This is a genomic window from Bacillus cereus group sp. MS39 (assembly GCF_040448665.1).
Lineage (GTDB): Bacteria > Bacillota > Bacilli > Bacillales > Bacillaceae_G > Bacillus_A > Bacillus_A wiedmannii.
In genome coordinates this window covers 488056-508403 of sequence record NZ_CP123058.1, presented here as the reverse complement: position 1 = coordinate 508403, position 20348 = coordinate 488056, and the positions used below count along the sequence as shown (strand labels likewise).

Sequence of the window (20348 nt, the reverse complement as noted above, 5' to 3'; positions counted from 1 at the left end):
TCAAACAAGGAGGTTACATAATATGGATAGTACTCTCGTATTTAATTTCGGCATTGGTATTGTCATCATTTTATTTGTTTTCTTTGTTCTTTGTATGAGTGGGGTATAGCAATCTTTTATGCTGACAACTCCTTTAAAGTATCACTTAATTTAAACTTTCTTAATTGTAAGGAAGCAATCAACGCTGCCCCTGCCCCAAGCATCAAACTAGCTAGAGCCAATATGAAGACTTGATTATACGGAATGATAATAACTGTTAGCTCTAGACTTGATAACACAATATAGCTAAACAAAATCCCACCAAAAATGCCAATACAACCAGCTATCGCTCCAAGTAAAGTTCCCTCTAATAAAACGATCCGTCTCATTTGCTTCGGAATAGCTCCTACCGCACGAATCATACTAATTTCAGCACGTCTTTCATGCAAGCTTGCGACTATCGCATTCATTAATCCTATACCAGAAATAATGAAAACAATTACTACTAACAAGCGAATTAACATCATCATTTGCGATAATAACTGCTCTTGTTCTTGCAATAAATCATAACTGTTTATAACTTCTACATTCTCTTTATTATTTGTAATTTCTTTTACTTGCTTCTTAATCGCTTCAAATGATTGATTAGAATTTGTCATAATTTGAATCGCTTCATATCCTTGTACGTGAAACTTATCGCGAGCCCATTGTTCATTTACAAAAATATCTAACCCTCTTAACCTTAATCCTTGCTCAATAATCGAAACGACTTTAATCGTTTGTTTTTCTTTCCCTTTTCCTTGTACTTCAATCGTATCATGCAACTGAAGTCCTAAATTTTTAGCCACTTCCTTCGTAATGACTCCCTCACCATCTTGTAATGGCTTACTTAAAGTTTGCCCTGAAATTACTTTCGCCTTTGTTACTTTCTGGTACGCTACAATATCGTTACCGACAACTTCCATTGAATCGTAGTTTAAATTGTTTTTTTTCACAAATTCATACCATTCTTGATTCGCTTTTTTAAAGTCATAATTCACAAGCTTTGCTGTAAAGTCAGTAGCATTCCCAACACTCGATTCCACACCATCAATTTTTCTAACCTTCTCCATCCAACTAAACGGTAATGTTTCTATTCCTTGCGACTCTACCGGAATTCTTATTACTAAGTCCGCTGGTAAATGTTTTTGTAATCCTTTTTTCATACCTTCATACATAGAATTTACATACATCGTTCCAACAAGCGCTAACATAAAACCAAATGCTAGTATAGCAACCGACACAGCTGCCTTATTCCGATAACGAATTACATTCCGGCTACTAATCGTCGTTTCAATTCGTAATATCATTTGAAACGGTTTTGCAATCACTGGTGCTATCATACGAATAAAGAACGGAATTGCAAATAACAAACCAACTGCAAATAACAGCGCTCCTATCGCACTTGGATTAAAACCGATATACTGCTCTAATACGTTACCTGCTAGTCCAATAACAGTACCAATGATTAAAACGCTAAGGCTAAAAGCACTCCATCTCTTTTCTTTTTTCTCATTACTAGGAAGACCTGGGCGAAGTGCTTGAACTGGTGGAATCTTTCTAACCATGAAAGCTGGTATAATGGCCCCTATGATAGACATAACAATGCCTAGTAAAAACGTAATGATTAAAATCTCACCTGAAATTGAGAATGATGCTTTACCTGCCCCCTCAATATTCACCCATTTGTTAATGAATGATGCTGCAATTGTTTGCGTACCTGCCCCAAGAATAACCCCTGCTAGCGATCCGATTGCCCCGATGCATAAAGCCTCTAATAAAACGACTAATATAATTTGATTTGGGTTACTACCGAGTGCACGTAATAATGCCCACTGCTTAAATCGACTTCTAACAGATAAGAAGAAACTTCCCATTATTAAAAGAGCTACAACAAATAAAGCAATACCACCTAAACTAAAAATTAACGGCTTCATTACATTTAGTCGTTCAAACGCCTTATCAACATAAGTACGTTGATCCACCTTTATATTTTCTATCTTCTTATTTACATCAAGAGCAATTGCTCTTTTCACATTTACATCGGGGGTTTTCACTTGAACGAGGTTGAATTTATTTGATAGATTTAATTCTTTTTGAAGCCAATGGATTGGAAAATAAGCACTATGCCCCATTGCTGCCATTAGCGGTGGATTTAAAATCCCGACGACTTTCACATTCTTTTCTCCATGCTGCGGGAATGGCAACTTAATCGTATCTCCTAACCGTATATTTTCACGGTCTGTATATCCTTTTGTCAGCGCTACTTCAGCACCTTCTTTCGGATATCGACCTTCTAATATTTTATAAGAATGCATTTCTGGAGAATCTTGCTCAACACCCCAATAGGACGGTTTTCCCGATAACTCTTTATAATTTGGAAAAGGATATGGTATAAGTACTTTTGATATTTTCTCAACATTTTCTAAGCCATCTATTCCTTTTAAACTTTCATTATTTAAATACATATCATTTTTTATATAGCCAAATTGTAAATTATAATCTCCATACCGGCTTACTACTTGTTCTTTTACACTTTTCTCTACCGATTGATTGCCTAGTAATAACATCGTCGCTAACATAACACCTAAAGCTGCACCGAGGGCAATCAACATATTTCGCAACCAATTTTGTTTCATCGATTTTATCGCATACTTAATTACCCATCGCATCACCTTTACCTCCTACTTTAAAGTGGCGATTCATAATCTCTTGAATGTGGGTAACTTGTTGCGGGATATTTCGAAATTTCCATCCTTTACTTTCAGCATGTTCATGAATTACTTCACCATCTAATAAGAAAACAACTTTATCCGCATGGGCCGCTACGAACGGGTCGTGCGTTACAATGACAGCTGTTTGTCCTAACTCATCACACGCATTGCGCAGTGCCGCGATTATATTTTTGCTATTTTCTGAATCCAATGCCCCTGTTGGCTCATCAGCTAATATAATAGCCGGCTCATTTGCAAAAGCTCTTGCGATCGCAACCCTTTGCTGTTGCCCGCCTGATAACTGCGCTGGTAAATGTTTTTCTTTTCCTTTTAACCCGACGAGATTTAATAAACGAGTTGCTGTCACCGTTGCCTTCTTTTGCGATACATTATCCAACAGTAACGGTAATCCTACATTTTCCTCTGCACTAAACACCGGAATCAAATTAAACTGTTGAAAAATAAAACCGATTTTATGTCTTCTAAATAAAGCGAGCTCTTTTTCTTTTAACGTTGAAATCTCTGTACCGTCAACTCGAATACTACCTACCGATGGAATATCTAATCCACCTAATAGCTGCAATAAAGTTGTTTTCCCTGAACCACTTGCCCCCATAATACAAACGAAATCTCCTTTTTGAATTTGAAGATTAATACCTTTTAATATCTTTACTTTACTATCCCCAATATCAAACGATTTTTCTAACCTTTCAATTTCAATAATATTCATCCCCATATCCCCTTCTCTCTCTATTTACCAATCTATATATTCTATTCAAAAATACAAAATCCCTACTATTTTGTATTTTTTTGTCACACACTAATATTTCTCATGTCAGAAAAATTGACTCTCATAAAAAAAGTAACCATAATAGTTACACGAATACATAAAAACTATTCACATATCCACAAATAGGAGGAAGAACAATGAAACATGTAATCGTTTATGCACACCCAAATACAGAAAGCTTCAACCATGCGATTTTAGAAACGGTAAAAAGTGAATTAGAAGAAAAAGCTCACGAAGTACGCGTTCGCGATCTATACGAATTAAACTTCAATCCAGTATTAGGCGCTTCCGATTTCATCTCATTTTCTCAAGGAAACACACCAGAAGATATTAAAGAAGAGCAAGAGCATATCTCTTGGGCGGATAGCATTACATTTATTTATCCAGTTTGGTGGGCGGGACTTCCTGCTATTTTAAAAGGATATGTTGACCGTGTATTTAGCCACGGCTTCGCTTATGCTTACGGTGAAAATGGCATTGAAAAACTATTAAGCGATAAAAAAGGCTTATTATTATCTACAATGGGAAATACGAAAGAAGCATACACAGCAGGCGGTATGTTTGATGCAATGAAGAAAACAGCTGATGTTGGTATTTTTGAATTTACAGGCATTGAAACAATTGAGCATACATTCTATACGAGTGTCCCTTCTGTGGATGATAATGTGCGTAAACAATATCTTGAAGAGGTTAAAGATGTTGTGAATCGTGCATTTTAATAAAAAAACTCCGGTTTTCACAACCGGAGTTTTTTTATTTCATCATCAATTTCGGAATATATCTTCGAAGAATGTTTTCTAATTCATTCATATCTTCCTGTCTAATAAGTAAATTCACATTGTCATTCATTTTTTCTCGCCCGCGATATAAAAATATATTTTCTTTTGGATTTTCCCATGTTGATGTTTTATAGCCTTTTAATTCTTCATATGAATAAAAGTTTAATCCGTCTACTACACCTTTTTCATATATTTGTACACTTTTAATAAGATGGATAGCTATTAAAGTCATAAAACAACTTGCTACAACATAACTACCCAACTGAATAAGAAACTTTTCAGCTGTATCAATATCGCCACTTACGTACTGAGCATATATATACATACATTGTCCAATGAAATATGCTGGTCCAAGTAACGCAATCCACCGTCTCTTCACTCGAGGATACATTGCAATGAGTTTTCCCGCGCTTTTTTTCATTTCATTTATTTTATATATTTTCCATAGAACAAAGAACAAAACACATAATGTAAAAACAAACATAATACATGACATCCAGTACACTCTGATTCCCTCCTCTTAATATCACTACATATGAATTTTACATTTTATATAACAACAGCACATATGCAATTATGCATAAAAAAAACAGGTAACCTCTTCCGGCTACCTGTTTTTCATTACATCTTCTCAATCCACTCCGTCAAGTTATGCACAACTTGCGTTGGTTGAACTTCGTATTCTGTTAACTTCTCCACAGTTGTGACTCCAGTGTGGACAAGAAGCGTATGCATTCCAGCATTTACTCCTGCTAAAATGTCTGTATCGTAGTTATCCCCAACCATTAAGGCTTCATTCTTTTCTATGCCAAGCACTTTCAAAGCTTGTTCCATAATGATTGATTCTGGTTTTCCGATAAAGATTGGATCCACACCTGTTGATACTGCTACAACTGATGTTAATGAACCATTACCTGGTAATAATCCACGCTCAGTCGGAATGGCAATGTCTCCATTTGTAGAAATAAACGTTGCGCCGTTACGCACAGCAAGACAAGCTTTTGCTAATTTTTCATATGTGATGTCACGATCTAAACCAACAACAACGAAATCAGGATTTTCATCCACAAGTTCAAATCCTTTTTCCACAAGCGCATCATGTAAGCCTTCTTCACCAATCATATATACAGTTGCGTCTTGTTTACGTTCATAAATGAAGTTCGCTGTCGCCATACTCGTTGTGAATACTTGCTCTGCTTCCGCTGGAATATCGAAACGAACAAGTTTTTCTGCCACTTGTTCTGGTTTACGAGTTGAGTTATTCGTAACGAATAAATAAGGAATACCGCGCTCTCCTAACGCTTTTACGAAGTCGCTCGCTTCTTCAATTTGTTCTTCTCCGCGATACATCGTACCGTCTAAGTCAATTAAGTAACCTTTATACATCATTATGTCTCTCCTTCTATGCTAACGTTCTCACCTATCATACCACTCTTATATTACCCGCTTTTCAAAAAGAAAAAAACGCTTTACCTTAAAGCGCCCCATAACGTTCATTTTTTCTCTTTTACTTGGTAAGAACAACTACAATCGCCCTCACACATGTTTGCTAACGTCTTTACATCTGCTCCTGCAAATAAACGATTATACATCTCTTTTTCATCTTCGCATACTTGCGGGAATCTCTCTGCAATTTCTTTTAACGGACAGTTTTGTTTTTCAATTACGAAAGAGTTCTCTCCATCTCTCTTTATTTGAACCATATAACCATTTTTCTCTTGCATAGCTGCTATCTCTTGCACTTTATATGCTAAATTCTTTTGATTACTCACTCGCTTTTGCAACTGTTCTTCCATTCGCTTCGTTCTCTCTGTTAAAACGTAACGAAGTATTTTTTCATCACCCATTCGAGCTAAATCTTCTAGCATATCAATCGCAAATTGCTTATACTCCTTCGGGAATGTATCTTCTCCCTTTTCACTTAATCCATATAAATAAGTTGGTCTTCCGACATGTTGTCTTACCATCTTAGAATAAATGAAACCATCTTTCTCAAGATTACTTAAATGTCTTCGGATCGCCATTTCTGTAATCTCTAAAACGTCAGCTAGTTCCGCTACTGTGTGCTCTCCCTTAACTTTCAACAATTGCACAATTTCATCTTTCGTCGTACGTGCTTCCCCCATGCTTAACCCTTCTCCCTTTTCCCTTTACTTTCTCACATACAATATAAGATCCCCAAAAGGCAGTCCTGGGGATCTTATAAGCATAATTATTCTGGTACAAATGCAGATACAGGTCCTAATTCCTTCTCTAAATAACTGCGAATATTTGCTGGGTATTTCTCTACCACTGCAATATGTTTTTGAATCGTCTTATATAATTCATCATGATTCATTTGAATATAATCTTGCGTAAGCATTTTTCGAAGAAGGATAATTTCTTTCATTCCTTGTCCTTCTTCTGCACTTATCACTCGCTCGTCCATCAAAATATCGATAATATCTTCATAACTTCCTGGATCGCGCATAATAAATCCATCAATCATCGCATTCCCTACATCTAATACACAATCAATAATGAGATGAGCTATGCGTTCTAATGCGTAAAATTCAAACTCGGTTTCATATATCTTTTTCTCTTGAAATGTACTTGTTGCTCGTTCTAAACATACTAGCATTTGTTCTATTTTCTTTCTGTCTACAAAATACATGAATGTCACCTACCTGGAAATTAAAGCATTTACATTTTAATTGTAACGCTTTCTTCTGAAAAAATCGACAATTTTTCGAATTCACCTTTTCTCCGTTATTTGTTATAGTTATATTTGTATGATTTTTGAAATTGGAGGAATGGAATCTTGGAACGTGAACTCGCACTAGAAATTGTCCGTGTAACAGAAGCAGCAGCATTAGCATCCGCACAGTGGATGGGCCGCGGAAAGAAAAACGAAGCAGATGATGCAGCAACTACAGCAATGCGTGATATGTTTGATTCAGTAAACATGGCAGGTACAGTTGTAATTGGTGAGGGAGAACTTGATGAAGCACCGATGTTGTATATTGGTGAAGAACTAGGAACAGGTAACGGTCCAGAAGTAGACATTGCCGTTGATCCATTAGAAGGTACAAACATCGTTGCAAAAGGTCTTGCAAATGCAATGGCAGTTATCGCAATCGCAGATAAAGGAAACCTTCTTCATGCTCCTGATATGTACATGGAAAAAATCGCGGTTGGTCCAAAAGCAGCTGGTAAAATTAGCTTAGATGATCCAATTGAAAAAACAATTGAAATTGTAGCAGAAGCTAACAATAAAAAGATTCGTGATCTAACAGTTATCGTTCAAGAACGTGAACGTCATCAAGATATTATTGACCGTGTTCGTGCAAAAGGTGCACGCGTAAAATTATTTGGTGATGGTGATGTTGGTGCGTCAATCGCAACAGCACTACCTGGAACGGGTATTGATTTATTCGTTGGTATTGGCGGAGCTCCAGAAGGTGTTATTTCTGCAGCAGCATTAAAATGCCTTGAAGGTGAAATGCAAGCTCGCTTAGTTCCAATGAACGAAGAAGAAGAAGCTCGTTGTCGTGAAATGGGATTAGAAGATCCTCGTCAACTTCTTATGTTAGATGACTTAGTATCTGGGGATGATGCAATCTTCTCAGCAACTGGTGTATCTGCTGGTGAGTTATTAGACGGTGTTAAATTCCTTGGCGGAGATCTAGCTGAAACATATTCTATCGTTATGCGTTACAAAACAAGAACGGTACGATTCATTAAAACGCATCACCATTTAGATCATAAACCACACTTAAACTTAGATATTTAATAAAGGAGCCATGTGTATGGAAGAACGTTTCTTTCTGTACGACGATACAGTCGCTACAAGAACTCGTTTCGTTAGCTTTATGGGAGAAAATGAGCGTCATGATTTAGCGCTTTTATACTCCGATCGTCATTACGGTAAAACAATTGTCCTTGATATACAGCGCAATAGATTTGCAATCATCGGTCCTGACGATTTAAACGAACCAGGCTACTTAGAGCATGCATTTTCTATGACTGAAGAAATTGCAGAAGAATTACGCTCATTTTTATTTGAACTTATATAATTTATCGTAGGCACCAGCTATTTTAGCTGGTGTTTTTTCGCTTTAAGTATTTCGAATTTTCGATCTTATATGTTATAATTAAGAATAAATCTATTTGGATAGAAAGGACGTTATCTACGTATGCCGACATTTACTTTGTAATGGACCAGCAATTGGATAGCATTACTCTCAAAAAAGCACCACGCTTTTTCAAGGGAGTAGTCTGCCCATTCCCATTACAAAGGAACGTAACGCATCTGTAGTATGATGTTTACGGAGGTTCCTCTTTGGGGAACCTCCTTTTATTTTTGTCTATTTCTCATGCCTTCATACTACAAGACATCCAAATAGCTGTATTACGTTTCTTTGCCACTACTATAAGAGGTGAAGGAAAATGCAAAAAGTACAACTTTCTTGGAGTTTATATGAAAATGAACAAGGTACAATTGAAAAGTATTGTAAAAATTGCAGACGCACTACCTTATTTACTGACACGAATATTCGTAGGCATAACGCCAACGGAAAAAATATATATCGTTTTGCCATTTATAAATGTCCGAAAGATCATACGTGGAACCAAAAACTTCGTATTTATAAATCATTTACTGATCACGTTGAAACAGTCGACATGACGAAGCAAGATCAAACAGAAACAACTACTACCATTTCCATTACACATCATAAAGAAGGTGGCGTAGCTGAAATCACAATCGTATTAGATATCGTTTTCGGTTCCCACCGAATCGATAAAGCTTTATCCACATATATTTCCGACTGGAGCCGTACACTCATTGTGGATAAAATTAAAAATGGGGATATTCAATTGAACGGACAACAAATGAAACCAAATGCAATACTTTCTGAAGGCGATCATATCTCGATTTGTTTATAATGCAAAAAATCCTCTTACAATCGTAAGAGGATTTTTTTATTTCTTCACTTTTCGTAATACGAAGTGTGCACAACCGAAGTTACAGTACTCGTATAAATACTCCGTTAACGTACTAATTTTCGTATCATATGTCGAACGTTGATTACTATCATCAAAGAAACCGCGCAATCTAAGTTGCTCATAACCCCAGTCCCCAACGATATAATCATATTTATTTAAAATTTCTGCATAACGCTCTTTAAATGCTTCTTCACTAAAACCGTCACGAAAGTTTTTAATTACTTCGTACTGCACATTATTAATGCTCACCGTAGCATGCATCTCTTGCTCTTGCTTTTGCTCCATCATTAACTTCCTCTCTAAGCATTCTTCTTTTTATCGTATCACAAAGCATACCAACCAACAATTTCAAATACAAAAAATTGAAAATTAGTGCATGCTATGGAGAAGGAGGTGATACATCGTGAAAAAACAAATTATACTCTCTCTCCTCACTCTTTCCTTATTCGCAGGCTGTCAATCATCTAATAAAGCCGAAATGGAACGTGAAGAAGGAAGTCGTGTTCTTGTTTCCAATAAAAACGACATGTATCATACGGAAAATACAAATACAAGATTAACGAGAGTCGGTTATTCATCTAAACAAAAACATGAAGTATCTAACAAACAAGTAGGAGCCATTAACCGTGAGAAAGTCGCTGAAATGATTACAAGCATGACAGTCAAACTTCCTGACGTTACAAACGCTGCTACGCTCGTTACCGATGATGAAGTATTTGTTGTATACCGTGCAAACACAACGGATCCAAAACTCGTAGCAGATCAAGTATATAAAGCTGCTTTGTCCATCGTCCCTCGCTATTATAAAGCATATGTATCAACAGACCAAAAGTTGATTTCTCAAATTCAAGGCCTTCAATCTGGCGCTTTAAATGATACAGAATATACACAGAGCCTCGACATGTTAAAACGGGAAATGAGTAAAAATCCTCATTTGAACAATACGGGGGATCAGACTTTGAATGATATGATAAAAAAATAAAGAAGGTGGAGAAAACCTCCACCTTCTTTATTTTTGACTATTTCTTACGATCCGCATAAACCGCCATCGCATCACACATAAACTGTGCTAACCCTTCACCAAACTTATCGATATTTTTCGTGAAGCGCTCATCTGCGACGTACATTTGACCGAGTCCTTTAAAAGCATCTAATGAATACTCTCCGAAGTTTTGCAAGTAATCGTACCATACTCCAATTGCTTCTTGTGCCTCTTTAGAATCTGGTGCGCCGTGTCTAAGGGCCGCTAAATTTCTGTAAATAGTATTAAACTCTTCTTGATTATCTTTTGACATACCTTTCGCGTATTCATTCGCTTTATCTACAGCTGCGTCTCCCCATCGTTCACGCGCTTCTTCTTCGTACGGATTATGGCTGAAATCAAAGCCTTCAAATTTCTCTTTATTCGTCATTTCAATCTCTCCTTTTGTATGCTGAATTGTTTTATCAATCGTCGCAATCACCTTATCTAATCTGGCACGCTTTTCAAGAAGCATTTTCTTATGAAGCTGTAGTGCTTCTTCGTGGTCAAATGATGGACTCATAATAATTTCTTTAATTTTCTTCAAAGGGAAGCCTAGTTCTTTAAAAAATAAAATTTGCTGCAATGTCTCTAAATTTTCATTGGAATACAGACGATATCCAGACTCTGTCGTCTCGTCTGGGGTTAATAACCCAATTTCATCGTAATGATGCAGTGTGCGCACACTAATTCCAACTAAATTAGCTACTTCTTTTACCTTCATTGTCATGTGTATCTCCCCCTTAGTACATACGATAAAGTATGACGCAACGTTAGAGTCAATAAGTAAATTCATTTTTTTTTAAAGTTTCATCTCCACTATATTTCATGCATAATAGATATGTACATATATTAGAAAGCGGTGAAAGTATGGTTTCAAGTACGGTAATTGCCAGTATCACAATTCAACTTGTGATTTCGATTCTGGTACCTATTATTGCGTTTGTTTATTTCCGTAAAAAATATAATATTAATTGGAAAGTAGTCGGCGTTGGTGTTCTTATCTTTATTGGATTTACCCAAATTCTCGAAACACCGTTCCACCTATTTATGCGTGGTAATCCAGCAATCGCTCCATTTTTAGAAAATCCGTTTATCTTTGCAATTTATGGTGGACTAACTGCTGGTATTTTTGAAGAATTAGGACGCTTCGTTGCCTTCTTCTTCCTACTAAAAAAATATCTAGAATATAAAGATGGCTTCGCTTATGGAATTGGTCACGGCGGGATTGAATCCATTTTAGTTGGCGGATTCTCTGCATTGCAGACACTTATATTCGCTAATGCTATTAACAATGGTAGCTTCGCTCAAATGGCAGAAAAACTACCACAATTAAACCTTGTAAAGGATATGTTAATAGAACAACCTGCTTATTTATACTTCCTTGGCAGCTTGGAAAGAATTATGGCTCTTGTATTGCAAATTTCCTTTACAATGCTTGTCTTATACGCAGTAAAACAGAAGAAATATATCTTCCTTGTTTACGCTATATTATTCCACGCATTTGTAGACTTTTTCGCGGCACTTTATCAAACAAAAACAATTAACATCTTTGTTGCAGAAGGAATTACCCTTCTCTTCACAATTGGTGCTGTCATTCTTATTCGTAAAATGAAAGAGAAATTAATGAGTGTACCGGAATAAAAAATAACCCACCAACTGGTGGGTTATTTTTTACCACGATTTTCGCAATGATGATAACTCTCGCCCTCTTGCAGCTCCCTCTTCGTTTCTGCATCTATAACAATGTACTTATGAAACTCTTCTGCTTCATTTTGAAAAAAGGACGCGAAAAAATAAACTTGGCGATCAGGGTGAATAAAAGAATCTTGGAACACCACACTACTCCGACAACCCACAGCTGTTTTTTGTAAGAAAGAAAATTCTTCATCAGGCACTTCTTTAAATGAGATTTTTTTTCGAACGCTATATGCTGCATTTTTATATTCTTTATACACCTTTTTATCTAACTGTTCATAAAACACATCCTCACTCACAAACGATTTATTTCGATTGCTTGGATAATTTAATTTTTGATTGGATTCTGCATATGTTGTGGACAAGTGTATAAAAAAACAAAGAACGAATATAATACATATCATTTTTTTCATCATTACACCTCAAATGTTCATTTATCCACATTACTTTTCCACATATTTAAATCAATATGCCGTTTCCAATAAAAAGGAATTTTCCCCACATTTGTCGAAGTATATAGCGTCAACTTGAAAGATGGGGATGAATTATGAAGAAATTGATTGTAATACGACATTGTTCAGCAACTGGACAAGAACGTGATGCCGAATTAACGATTGCCGGAAAAAATCAAGCAAACACTCTTGCTACATTCCTCTTAGAAAACCAATCACAAATAGATCATATTATTTCAAGCCCATTTGTGCGAGCTATCGATTCAATTCGGCCCTATGCGCTTCAAGCTAACTTGTCTATCCAAGAAGATGAACGATTAGCTGAACGCATATTAAGCGACGTTCCAATGGATGATTGGTTGCAAAAACTAGAATCTACTTTTACAAATATAGATATTGCCTTTTCAGGCGGAGAGTCAACAAAACAAGCGACGGATCGTGCTATATCACTTATCCAAGACGTTTTAAAGTTAAAACATACTACAACACTACTTGTTACACACGGCAACTTACTCACGCTCATTTTAAAGCACTTTGATCATACGATCGGCTTTATTGAATGGAGAGCTTTAACGAATCCTGATATTTACGAAATTACACTCGATAAACAATGTATCCTAAAACGATTATGGGAAGCACCGTCCAAGTAATATCTCTTTCCAACACATTCAGTTGACGCCACGAGAAGAAACTGTACTAACAATAGAAAGGGGTATCACTCCATATGTACGAAGATGTACTTGCTTTACTACATAAAACAAATGCTTCTTACGAAAAGTTTGAACACGAACCAGTACTCGATTATGAAACAGATCGTATCGTACGTGAAAGACTTGGCTTACACGGCACTCCAAGTAAAAGCTTATTTTTAAAATCAAAGTCTGGAGATTATTACGTATTTTTTACGTTAGAGGGTACAAGGCTCAACCGAGGAGAGATGAAAGAAATAACAGGAGAAAGCTTATCTCTCTGTTCTCCTGATGAGCTAAGAGAAGAAACAGGCTGTACTCCAGGATGTGTAGCTCCTTTCGGTTATTCACAAAATGTAACGATTATTGTGGATATTGCTATTTATGCTTACGATAAAATTTTAATTACACCTGGTGTACCTGAATTTACAATTGAATTATCCACAGAGGAATTAAAGAAAATCTTATTAACATGCCCAAATACTGTTTTAGAATATAAACAAAAAGAGAGCTAATGATTAGCTCTCTTTTTTCATTATTTTGCTTCTGCTGTTTTTTCTTTTGCAGAACGAACCTGCTCGTCCGCATGGTAAGAAGAACGCACAAGTGGGCCAGCTTCACAGTGGCTAAAGCCTTTGCTAAGTGCAATTTCTTTAAGCTCTGCAAATTCTGCTGGTGGGTAATATTTAAGAACTGGTAAATGCTTCTTAGATGGCTGTAGGTATTGTCCAAGAGTTAAAATATCCACATTGTTTGCACGTAAGTCATCCATCGCTTCAATTAAATCTTCTCTCGTTTCACCTAAGCCCACCATAATGCTCGATTTAGTTGGAATATCAGGCTGCATTTCTTTTGCTCGACGTAAAAACTCTAATGAACGATCATATTTTGCTCTAGCGCGAACTCGGTCAGATAATCGACGTACTGTTTCAATGTTATGGTTTAAAATATCTGGTTTTGCATCCATTAACATTTTTAAGTTTTCTTCTACTCCACCCATATCAGATGGTAATACTTCGATTGACGTAAATGGATTTTTACGACGTACAGCGCGTACTGTTTCAGCAAAAACAGCTGCTCCTCCGTCCTTTAAATCATCACGTGCAACCGCTGTTATAACAACGTGCTTTAAGCCCATTTGTACTACAGAATCTGCTACGCGTTCTGGCTCTTGTAAATCAAGCTCAGTTGGTAAGCCTGTTTTAACCGCACAAAAACGACAAGCACGTGTACAAACCGCACCTAAAATCATAAATGTTGCTGTTTTCCTTACAGCCCAGCATTCATGAATATTCGGACATTTCGCTTCTTCACAAACTGTATGAAGATTCTTAGAACGCATCATTTTCTTTAAGCCTGTATAGTTTTCATTCGTGTTTAACTTAATTTTCAACCATTCGGGCTTGCGCTTATATTCTGTTTGTTTTGTCATGGTTATCAACTCCGCACAATATGAAATAGTTTACCGTGTTCGCTTCTTTCAATGTAACATATCTATTCTAACGTATGAAAGCGATTTGCTCAAATGAAGATTCTAAGATTTTTTCCAATCGTTCCCTATAATGAAATACTCCGTATATCCCACACTAAAAAGAGTGATGTTGTGAAAGGAGTCTATTTCATGCTTCGAAAAATTTCTCTTTTGCTTTCAATTTGCTTTCTTCTCCACCAAAACATCGCTTACGGTGAAGATAATCAGCAAAGCATATACGAAAAGCGCATGGCACTATATAAAGAAACCGAGCAATCTTCAGGCATTCCGTGGTATTACTTAGCTGCAATGGATCAATACGAAAGAAATATACGGAGCGTAAGAAAAGATATTCCGAAAAAACCAGATGCCATTATTTCCCTTTATTTCAAACCAGAAATATGGGCTGGTCCCGTTAATGGTAACGACACTCTCCCCCATACAATTTCTCTATTTGGCGGATTGGGTTTAGATGGTGACAAAGATGGATTTGCAAACGCAAATAACGACCGTGATCTTCTGCATACAGCAGCGACAATTTTAAAGAAACAAGGAACGTCCGAAGACCGTGTTCACATTATGCTTTGGGAATATTATAGACGTGCGAAAACAGTTGAATTAATTACCGAATACGCCCAAATTTATAAACATTACGGACGTATTAATTTAGAAGGAAATGCTTTCCCTCTTCCGATTCGTAGTGACCATAGCTACCGTAGTACTTTCGGTGCTGGAAGAAGTTTTGGGGGAAGGAGAGTTCATGAAGGAACTGATATTTTTGCAGGCTATGGTGTACCAGTAAGATCTACTTGCTATGGCATTATTGAAACAAAAGGCTGGAACCGTCTTGGCGGATGGCGCATCGGTATTCGCGACCTTCATAATAATTACCATTATTACGCTCATTTAGGCGGATTCTCAAAAGAAATACAGCTTGGACAAATTGTCGAACCAGGAAAAGTAATCGGATTTGTCGGTAGCACCGGTTACGGCCCTCCCGGCACAGCGGGAAAATTCCCGCCCCACCTACATTTCGGTATGTATAAAGACAATGGTTATACAGAATGGGCTTTCGATCCATACATGCATTTAAGTCTGTGGGAGCGAAAAGAACGCACGAATACAAAACGATAACCGTAGCATATTGCTACGGTTATTTTTTTAATTCGGCTAACTATCCGTTTTCTTTTTATCAGGTACAACCACACTCCCGCTTCCATAATAAGTAGGTACCTCCCCTTGAACAATGCGCGTTGCAATCGGAACATCTTGTTTTACCTTTATTTCTTTCGTATGAAATGGAATAATCACTTGCAACGTGACTTCCATCTCCATAATAATTTGAATCGCTGTCGTATTGATCCCGTGCGGTTCAATTTTTTGTTTAATATCCGTATTCACATGACCAATCGTCGTGAAATCAATTGGAATATCGGGACCTATATTTCCAAGAAGCGCATTATCCGTTACACGACCAAAAGGAACTGCCATCGTTGCCCCATTTTTTTCAGAAATACCTAGCCCCTTCAAATCACCTTGTTCTACTTGCTGTAAATATTTTTCTATGTATGTGGTCGTTGACGTTACGATTTCATTTACTTGCTTTGTATTTAAATTAATTGTGGATACTTTTCCGTTTTTATCATTTTGTACTTTCATTAATGAATCGACATCAAACCCTTCATTAATTCTATCTTTTACCGCCTTCGTCATAACCGCTGTCGCCATTTTATGCGTCTCTACTTCCCCATATTTAAGTAATGTCGGCTGAATGCTTTTATTCACAATCCATAATCCTTGCACGAGTAATATGACAAAAAGAATAAACGACATAAGCAGTATGTGCCGAAAGGAAATTGGTCCCCTTCGAAACCGCGAATTTTTCGAACGAAATATACTCATAAAAAAACCTCCTTCTTATATCATTTCTATGCAAGAAGGAGGGACGATATATGCTTATCTCATTTTTAATAATGCTTCTTTTCCGATTGTGCCTGCCGTAATACCTAATGCTTCGGCTTCAATCGTGACTGATTCTAGCGGTGCTTCAAGAAGTTGTTCAATCGTTCTTACACCAACCGCACGGCCAGCAATAATTCCTCGATCACCTAACTTCTCATTTAAAAGACCTACATCTAATGCACCGCACATAATATATCCTTTATCGCTCATTACAGCTAGCAAATTTGTCTTTGGAAGTTTGACGCTAACCGCAATAAACGTATAATTATCGATTATAATTGGCTCCACATTAACCATAGTCCACACTCCTCTCTTTCTTATCTGTATGACAAGAGAAAAATGAGTGTTACAAGTTAACTAGCCTATAGTTTGACGGAAGATGTATGAGTTATCAACACGTCTGTTAACACATCTCTGAGTAACTCTGGCATATAATATTGTTTGTCAGAAAGTGTGGATAGCTCTGGGTATAAGTATCCGAATGTAAACATATCAATCGTTCCTACTGTATATATACGATCTAATTCCAGCGATTCCCCGTTAATCAATACATCTTCCAGTAAAATTTTATTCCCAGGAATCATATCTGGAATGACTTCGACACCAGCGTAAATCATTTTCCCCATCACTTTCCCACGAAATCCGAATCCTTTTACCTCAAGGTTCTCCATATTCGGGCGACGTGCTTTCAAAATAACTTCTCTTAACGTTTTCCCCGGCACTTTTAATAAACATGGATTAATTGGATGTGGACAAATTCTATGAATATCTCCGCGCGTCACAACACCTTCATTTAATCCCTCTAATAGCACACCAGCGTTCACCATTCCAATTTCTGCACCGCACCACGTTTTCAGCGCATTTGCTAACATATGCGAAAATGCCGTCTCATGAAACCAATCGACTGGTAATGATTCCTTTAAATGAACGATAGGCTCTGCCATAATCTGTTTACTTTCTTCCTGCAGCAATTCAATTGTGGATAACGGTTTGCTATAAGCACCTAAACGTTCTGTCTTAATCGTTCTACCGTCCTTTTTCAACAGCTTCTTCGTCTCTTTATCCACAGTAAGCTGAACGTGCCCAACGTAACGTCCCCACTTTTCACAACAACAAAGTAAAGTATTATTCATAAGAATGCCACGCTCAAATAAATGGTGCGTATGTGCACCTAAAATAACATCTATATCATAATGCTCTGCCATATACTCATCCATGCTTTTCCCAAGATGAGAAAGGACAACCGTAATATGAGCCTCATCTCGCACTTCTTCTAAAATAGACTCTAAATGGATAAGCGGATCCTCAATATGCCAATCGAGCATATGATAAAACTCTGGATAAGCTACCGTTAACCCGATAAAGGCAATCGTAATCCCATCTGTCGTTGTATGTAATTTATAAGGCTTTGCCCACGCTGGACGTACCCCTTCTTTTTCAAATAAATTCGCAACGAGCACCTCAAATCCAGCATCATCATATAGACGATTCAAATGCTCCTTCGCTAACGTAATTCCTTCATTATTTCCGATCGTTACATAATCATATAACGCCTCATTCAAAAGCTTCGTATTGCCCAGTCCATTCGTCGCTTCCGAAATGCTATGAAAACGATCCACATGATCGCCGATATCAACCGTCAAAACGGTCTCTCCCGCTTCCTGTCTTCGCTTTTTCTCCCCTTGTACAAACCGAGAAATTTGCGGCCAATTTTCAAAATGACTATGTATATCGTTTGTATGATAAAGGTGGATGATTGTTTCTTTATTTATATTCAGAGAAAAAACCTCCTCTCAGTTCCTTACTGCCATTTACGCTACGCGTACGCAATAATCCTGTAAATACTTTTCGTCTTTTCTTGCTATTTTACATTGTACTCGCATTATAAGAAAAAGCAAAAGATTGTCCTTTTTGATAAGAAAACTTTTTCTAGTGTGTGGAAGGGTTTTAGATGATTGAACGGGGATTTGGTTGGGGTTCGGGGGATTTGTCAAAAAGTTTAACAGAGAGTTCGATAGGTGGGGCTTCAATTGGATTTTCCAGTGGGTTTGTCAATATCTTTTCCATACCACTAGTCAGTCTCTTTTCCTACAACATGTTGTGGGGTATATACGGAATTTCTTTTGTCTTACTTTGTCGATAAGTCGATATCCCTTGTCGAAACGTCGATATATTGCAATAATCGCCGATATATTCCGAGTTATGGTCGATTTATTTGAATAATCGCTGATATATTTAGCTGAACACCCGCCTGGGTATCCCAGCCTGAACTGAACTGACCTAAACTGAATCGACCCCCAGCACAACATAAAAAAGCGCCCTGCACAGCAGGGCGCTTTTTTCATACATATATTAACCAATAGAACCTTCCATCTCAAACTTGATTAGGCGGTTCATTTCAACTGCGTATTCCATTGGAAGTTCGCGAGTGAATGGCTCGATGAAGCCCATTACGATCATTTCTGTAGCTTCTTGCTCAGAAATACCGCGGCTCATTAGGTAGAATAATTGTTCTTCTGATACTTTCGATACTTTCGCTTCGTGTTCAAGTGAAACGTAATCGTTTTTGATTTCGTTGTAAGGAATTGTATCAGATGTAGATTGGTTATCCATAATTAACGTGTCACACTCGATGTTAGAGCGAGAGTTTTTCGCTTTTGGTCCGAATTGTACGATACCACGGTAAGTTACTTTACCACCATGCTTCGCAATCGATTTAGAAACGATTGTTGAAGACGTGTTTGGTGCTAAGTGAATCATTTTCGCACCAGCATCTTGGTGTTGGCCTTTACCAGCAATCGCGATAGATAATGTTAAACCACGAGCGCCTTCGCCTTTTAAGATAACTGCTGGGTATTTCATCGTTAATTTAGATCCGATGTTACCGTCAATCCATTCCATCGTTGCGTTTTCTTCACAAACCGCACGTTTTGTAACTAGGTTGTATACGTTGTTCGCCCAGTTTTGGATTGTAGTGTAACGGCAATAAGCATCTTTCTTAATGATGATTTCTACTACCGCACTGTGAAGTGAGTTAGTCGTGTAAACAGGTGCTGTACAACCTTCTACGTAGTGTACGTGTGCGCCTTCGTCTACGATAATAAGCGTACGCTCGAATTGTCCCATATTTTCAGAGTTAATACGGAAATACGCTTGAAGTGGCGTATCCACTTTAATACCTTTTGGAACGTAGATGAATGATCCACCAGACCAAACTGCAGAGTTTAATGCAGAGAATTTGTTGTCTGTTGGTGGGATTACTTTTCCGAAATGCTCACGGAAAATATCTTCGTTCTCTTTTAATGCGCTATCTGTATCTTTGAAGACGATTCCTAGAGCTTCTAGGTCTTCTTTCATGTTGTGGTATACAACTTCAGATTCGTACTGTGCAGATACACCAGCTAAATATTTTTGCTCCGCTTCAGGAATACCTAATTTATCAAATGTCGCTTTAATTTCCTCAGGTACTTCATCCCAAGACTTCTCAGATTTCTCAGATGGTTTTACGTAGTACGTAATTTCATCGAAATCTAAGTCGTTTAAGTCGCCGCCCCATTGTGGCATTGGCATTTCATAGAACTTATCCAGTGATTTTAAACGGAAGTCTAACATCCACTGTGGTTCTTCTTTCATACGTGAAATCTCTTCAACGATTTCTTTTGTTAAACCGCGTCCAGCACGGAAAATCGAAACGTCTTTGTCTTTGAAACCATATTTATAATCGCCGATATCTGGCAGTTGCTTCGCCATGTTGGTGTGTCCCTCCTT

The 20348-nt window shown here is 37.4% G+C and carries 23 protein-coding genes; 9 read left to right on the top strand and 14 right to left on the bottom strand.

Annotated elements, in window-relative coordinates:
• Positions 1-116: 116 nt before the first annotated feature.
• Positions 117-2690 (bottom strand): FtsX-like permease family protein, encoded by a 2574-nt coding sequence (locus QEP67_RS02470; RefSeq protein ID WP_353706517.1) that lies wholly within the window; start codon positions 2688-2690, stop codon positions 117-119.
• Positions 2674-3462 (bottom strand): ABC transporter ATP-binding protein, encoded by a 789-nt coding sequence (locus tag QEP67_RS02465; RefSeq protein WP_001021174.1) that lies wholly within the window; start codon positions 3460-3462, stop codon positions 2674-2676. The genes QEP67_RS02470 and QEP67_RS02465 overlap by 17 nt, the downstream gene beginning before the upstream one ends.
• A 197-nt stretch (positions 3463-3659) precedes the next feature.
• Here QEP67_RS02465 and QEP67_RS02460 point away from each other — a divergent pair, with 197 nt between their 5' ends.
• Positions 3660-4241 carry an NAD(P)H-dependent oxidoreductase gene (locus QEP67_RS02460; protein ID WP_353706516.1) on the top strand — a complete coding sequence of 194 codons (582 nt, stop codon included), beginning with the start codon at positions 3660-3662 and terminating at the stop codon, positions 4239-4241.
• A 34-nt stretch (positions 4242-4275) separates the two neighbouring features.
• On the opposite strand, the gene QEP67_RS02455 is transcribed toward QEP67_RS02460, so the two are convergent.
• From QEP67_RS02455 to QEP67_RS02440, 4 genes are all read right to left on the bottom strand, one after another.
• Entirely contained in the window at positions 4276-4806 is a 531-nt protein-coding gene (locus QEP67_RS02455) for a hypothetical protein (RefSeq protein WP_000289895.1), read from the bottom strand.
• 116 nt (positions 4807-4922) lie between these two features.
• Positions 4923-5687 (bottom strand): TIGR01457 family HAD-type hydrolase, encoded by a 765-nt coding sequence (locus QEP67_RS02450; RefSeq protein WP_002109015.1) that lies wholly within the window; start codon positions 5685-5687, stop codon positions 4923-4925.
• A gap of 107 nt (positions 5688-5794) precedes the next feature.
• Positions 5795-6427 carry a metalloregulator ArsR/SmtB family transcription factor gene (locus tag QEP67_RS02445; RefSeq protein ID WP_000503338.1) on the bottom strand — a complete coding sequence of 211 codons (633 nt, stop codon included), beginning with the start codon at positions 6425-6427 and terminating at the stop codon, positions 5795-5797.
• A gap of 86 nt (positions 6428-6513) precedes the next feature.
• The gene (locus tag QEP67_RS02440; protein WP_000274003.1) at positions 6514-6954 is read right to left on the bottom strand and encodes a HepT-like ribonuclease domain-containing protein; all 441 of its coding nucleotides are present in this window, start codon (positions 6952-6954) and stop codon (positions 6514-6516) included.
• Between the two features lie 147 nt (positions 6955-7101).
• Here QEP67_RS02440 and glpX point away from each other — a divergent pair, with 147 nt between their 5' ends.
• The 3 genes from glpX to QEP67_RS02425 all read left to right on the top strand — a co-directional run bounded on the left by glpX (position 7102) and on the right by QEP67_RS02425 (position 9227).
• Positions 7102-8073, top strand: a complete 972-nt coding sequence (gene glpX, locus QEP67_RS02435) for a class II fructose-bisphosphatase (RefSeq protein ID WP_000439090.1) — start codon at positions 7102-7104, stop codon at positions 8071-8073.
• Positions 8074-8089: 16 nt separating this feature from the next.
• Positions 8090-8356: a DUF3055 domain-containing protein gene (locus tag QEP67_RS02430; RefSeq protein WP_000392614.1), complete on the top strand. Its 267-nt coding sequence runs from the start codon at positions 8090-8092 to the stop codon at positions 8354-8356.
• A gap of 373 nt (positions 8357-8729) precedes the next feature.
• Positions 8730-9227, top strand: coding sequence for a hypothetical protein (locus QEP67_RS02425; RefSeq protein WP_001174565.1), 498 nt, complete (start codon positions 8730-8732; stop codon positions 9225-9227).
• A 36-nt stretch (positions 9228-9263) separates the two neighbouring features.
• On the opposite strand, the gene QEP67_RS02420 is transcribed toward QEP67_RS02425, so the two are convergent.
• Positions 9264-9572, bottom strand: a complete 309-nt coding sequence (locus tag QEP67_RS02420) for a YutD family protein (RefSeq protein WP_000435949.1) — start codon at positions 9570-9572, stop codon at positions 9264-9266.
• A 118-nt stretch (positions 9573-9690) separates the two neighbouring features.
• Between QEP67_RS02420 and QEP67_RS02415 the strand changes: the two genes are divergently transcribed.
• Entirely contained in the window at positions 9691-10269 is a 579-nt protein-coding gene (locus tag QEP67_RS02415) for a YhcN/YlaJ family sporulation lipoprotein (RefSeq protein ID WP_000744033.1), read from the top strand.
• 37 nt (positions 10270-10306) lie between these two features.
• On the opposite strand, the gene QEP67_RS02410 is transcribed toward QEP67_RS02415, so the two are convergent.
• A complete protein-coding gene (locus tag QEP67_RS02410; RefSeq protein ID WP_087986023.1) occupies positions 10307-11038 on the bottom strand; it encodes a MerR family transcriptional regulator in 732 nt (243 codons plus the stop codon).
• Positions 11039-11136: 98 nt separating this feature from the next.
• Between QEP67_RS02410 and QEP67_RS02405 the strand changes: the two genes are divergently transcribed.
• Entirely contained in the window at positions 11137-11952 is an 816-nt protein-coding gene (locus QEP67_RS02405) for a YhfC family intramembrane metalloprotease (protein WP_142950469.1), read from the top strand.
• Positions 11953-11975: 23 nt separating this feature from the next.
• On the opposite strand, the gene QEP67_RS02400 is transcribed toward QEP67_RS02405, so the two are convergent.
• On the bottom strand, positions 11976-12419 hold the full coding sequence (locus QEP67_RS02400; protein WP_353706515.1) for a hypothetical protein: 444 nt from the start codon (positions 12417-12419) through the stop codon (positions 11976-11978).
• Between the two features lie 134 nt (positions 12420-12553).
• Between QEP67_RS02400 and QEP67_RS02395 the strand changes: the two genes are divergently transcribed.
• Entirely contained in the window at positions 12554-13108 is a 555-nt protein-coding gene (locus QEP67_RS02395; protein WP_000734024.1) for a histidine phosphatase family protein, read from the top strand.
• Between the two features lie 74 nt (positions 13109-13182).
• Positions 13183-13662, top strand: coding sequence for a YbaK/EbsC family protein (locus QEP67_RS02390; RefSeq protein ID WP_000272727.1), 480 nt, complete (start codon positions 13183-13185; stop codon positions 13660-13662).
• Between the two features lie 20 nt (positions 13663-13682).
• Here QEP67_RS02390 and lipA read toward each other — a convergent pair whose 3' ends face one another.
• Positions 13683-14579, bottom strand: a complete 897-nt coding sequence (gene lipA / locus QEP67_RS02385; RefSeq protein ID WP_000166369.1) for a lipoyl synthase — start codon at positions 14577-14579, stop codon at positions 13683-13685.
• A gap of 189 nt (positions 14580-14768) precedes the next feature.
• On the opposite strand from lipA, the gene QEP67_RS02380 reads away from it, so the two are divergent.
• A complete protein-coding gene (locus QEP67_RS02380; RefSeq protein ID WP_000944677.1) occupies positions 14769-15752 on the top strand; it encodes a M23 family metallopeptidase in 984 nt (327 codons plus the stop codon).
• A 36-nt stretch (positions 15753-15788) separates the two neighbouring features.
• Here the strand turns inward: QEP67_RS02380 and yunB are convergent, their stop codons facing one another.
• The 4 genes from yunB to sufB all read right to left on the bottom strand — a co-directional run bounded on the left by yunB (position 15789) and on the right by sufB (position 20330).
• Complete coding sequence (gene yunB, locus QEP67_RS02375) at positions 15789-16520, bottom strand: sporulation protein YunB (RefSeq protein WP_046954393.1); 732 nt, start codon at positions 16518-16520, stop codon at positions 15789-15791.
• A 54-nt stretch (positions 16521-16574) separates the two neighbouring features.
• The gene (locus tag QEP67_RS02370) at positions 16575-16877 is read right to left on the bottom strand and encodes a DUF1805 domain-containing protein (protein ID WP_000248463.1); all 303 of its coding nucleotides are present in this window, start codon (positions 16875-16877) and stop codon (positions 16575-16577) included.
• 65 nt (positions 16878-16942) lie between these two features.
• Positions 16943-18280 carry a bifunctional UDP-sugar hydrolase/5'-nucleotidase gene (locus tag QEP67_RS02365; RefSeq protein ID WP_254661707.1) on the bottom strand — a complete coding sequence of 446 codons (1338 nt, stop codon included), beginning with the start codon at positions 18278-18280 and terminating at the stop codon, positions 16943-16945.
• A gap of 652 nt (positions 18281-18932) precedes the next feature.
• Entirely contained in the window at positions 18933-20330 is a 1398-nt protein-coding gene (gene sufB, locus QEP67_RS02360; protein ID WP_001118829.1) for a Fe-S cluster assembly protein SufB, read from the bottom strand.
• Positions 20331-20348 lie beyond the last annotated feature (18 nt).

Coding starts and splice junctions, on each gene's coding strand:
- QEP67_RS02470 (WP_353706517.1), bottom strand. CDS start 2,690: ATGCGATGGGTAATTAAGTATGCGATAAAATCGATGAAACAAAATTGG.
- QEP67_RS02465 (WP_001021174.1), bottom strand. CDS start 3,462: ATGAATATTATTGAAATTGAAAGGTTAGAAAAATCGTTTGATATTGGG.
- QEP67_RS02460 (WP_353706516.1), top strand. CDS start 3,660: ATGAAACATGTAATCGTTTATGCACACCCAAATACAGAAAGCTTCAAC.
- QEP67_RS02450 (WP_002109015.1), bottom strand. CDS start 5,687: ATGTATAAAGGTTACTTAATTGACTTAGACGGTACGATGTATCGCGGA.
- QEP67_RS02445 (WP_000503338.1), bottom strand. CDS start 6,427: ATGGGGGAAGCACGTACGACGAAAGATGAAATTGTGCAATTGTTGAAA.
- QEP67_RS02440 (WP_000274003.1), bottom strand. CDS start 6,954: ATGTATTTTGTAGACAGAAAGAAAATAGAACAAATGCTAGTATGTTTA.
- QEP67_RS02430 (WP_000392614.1), top strand. CDS start 8,090: ATGGAAGAACGTTTCTTTCTGTACGACGATACAGTCGCTACAAGAACT.
- QEP67_RS02425 (WP_001174565.1), top strand. CDS start 8,730: ATGCAAAAAGTACAACTTTCTTGGAGTTTATATGAAAATGAACAAGGT.
- QEP67_RS02420 (WP_000435949.1), bottom strand. CDS start 9,572: ATGGAGCAAAAGCAAGAGCAAGAGATGCATGCTACGGTGAGCATTAAT.
- QEP67_RS02410 (WP_087986023.1), bottom strand. CDS start 11,038: ATGACAATGAAGGTAAAAGAAGTAGCTAATTTAGTTGGAATTAGTGTG.
- QEP67_RS02405 (WP_142950469.1), top strand. CDS start 11,137: ATGCATAATAGATATGTACATATATTAGAAAGCGGTGAAAGTATGGTT.
- QEP67_RS02400 (WP_353706515.1), bottom strand. CDS start 12,419: ATGAAAAAAATGATATGTATTATATTCGTTCTTTGTTTTTTTATACAC.
- QEP67_RS02395 (WP_000734024.1), top strand. CDS start 12,554: ATGAAGAAATTGATTGTAATACGACATTGTTCAGCAACTGGACAAGAA.
- QEP67_RS02390 (WP_000272727.1), top strand. CDS start 13,183: ATGTACGAAGATGTACTTGCTTTACTACATAAAACAAATGCTTCTTAC.
- lipA (WP_000166369.1), bottom strand. CDS start 14,579: ATGACAAAACAAACAGAATATAAGCGCAAGCCCGAATGGTTGAAAATT.
- QEP67_RS02380 (WP_000944677.1), top strand. CDS start 14,769: ATGCTTCGAAAAATTTCTCTTTTGCTTTCAATTTGCTTTCTTCTCCAC.
- yunB (WP_046954393.1), bottom strand. CDS start 16,520: ATGAGTATATTTCGTTCGAAAAATTCGCGGTTTCGAAGGGGACCAATT.
- QEP67_RS02370 (WP_000248463.1), bottom strand. CDS start 16,877: ATGGTTAATGTGGAGCCAATTATAATCGATAATTATACGTTTATTGCG.
- sufB (WP_001118829.1), bottom strand. CDS start 20,330: ATGGCGAAGCAACTGCCAGATATCGGCGATTATAAATATGGTTTCAAA.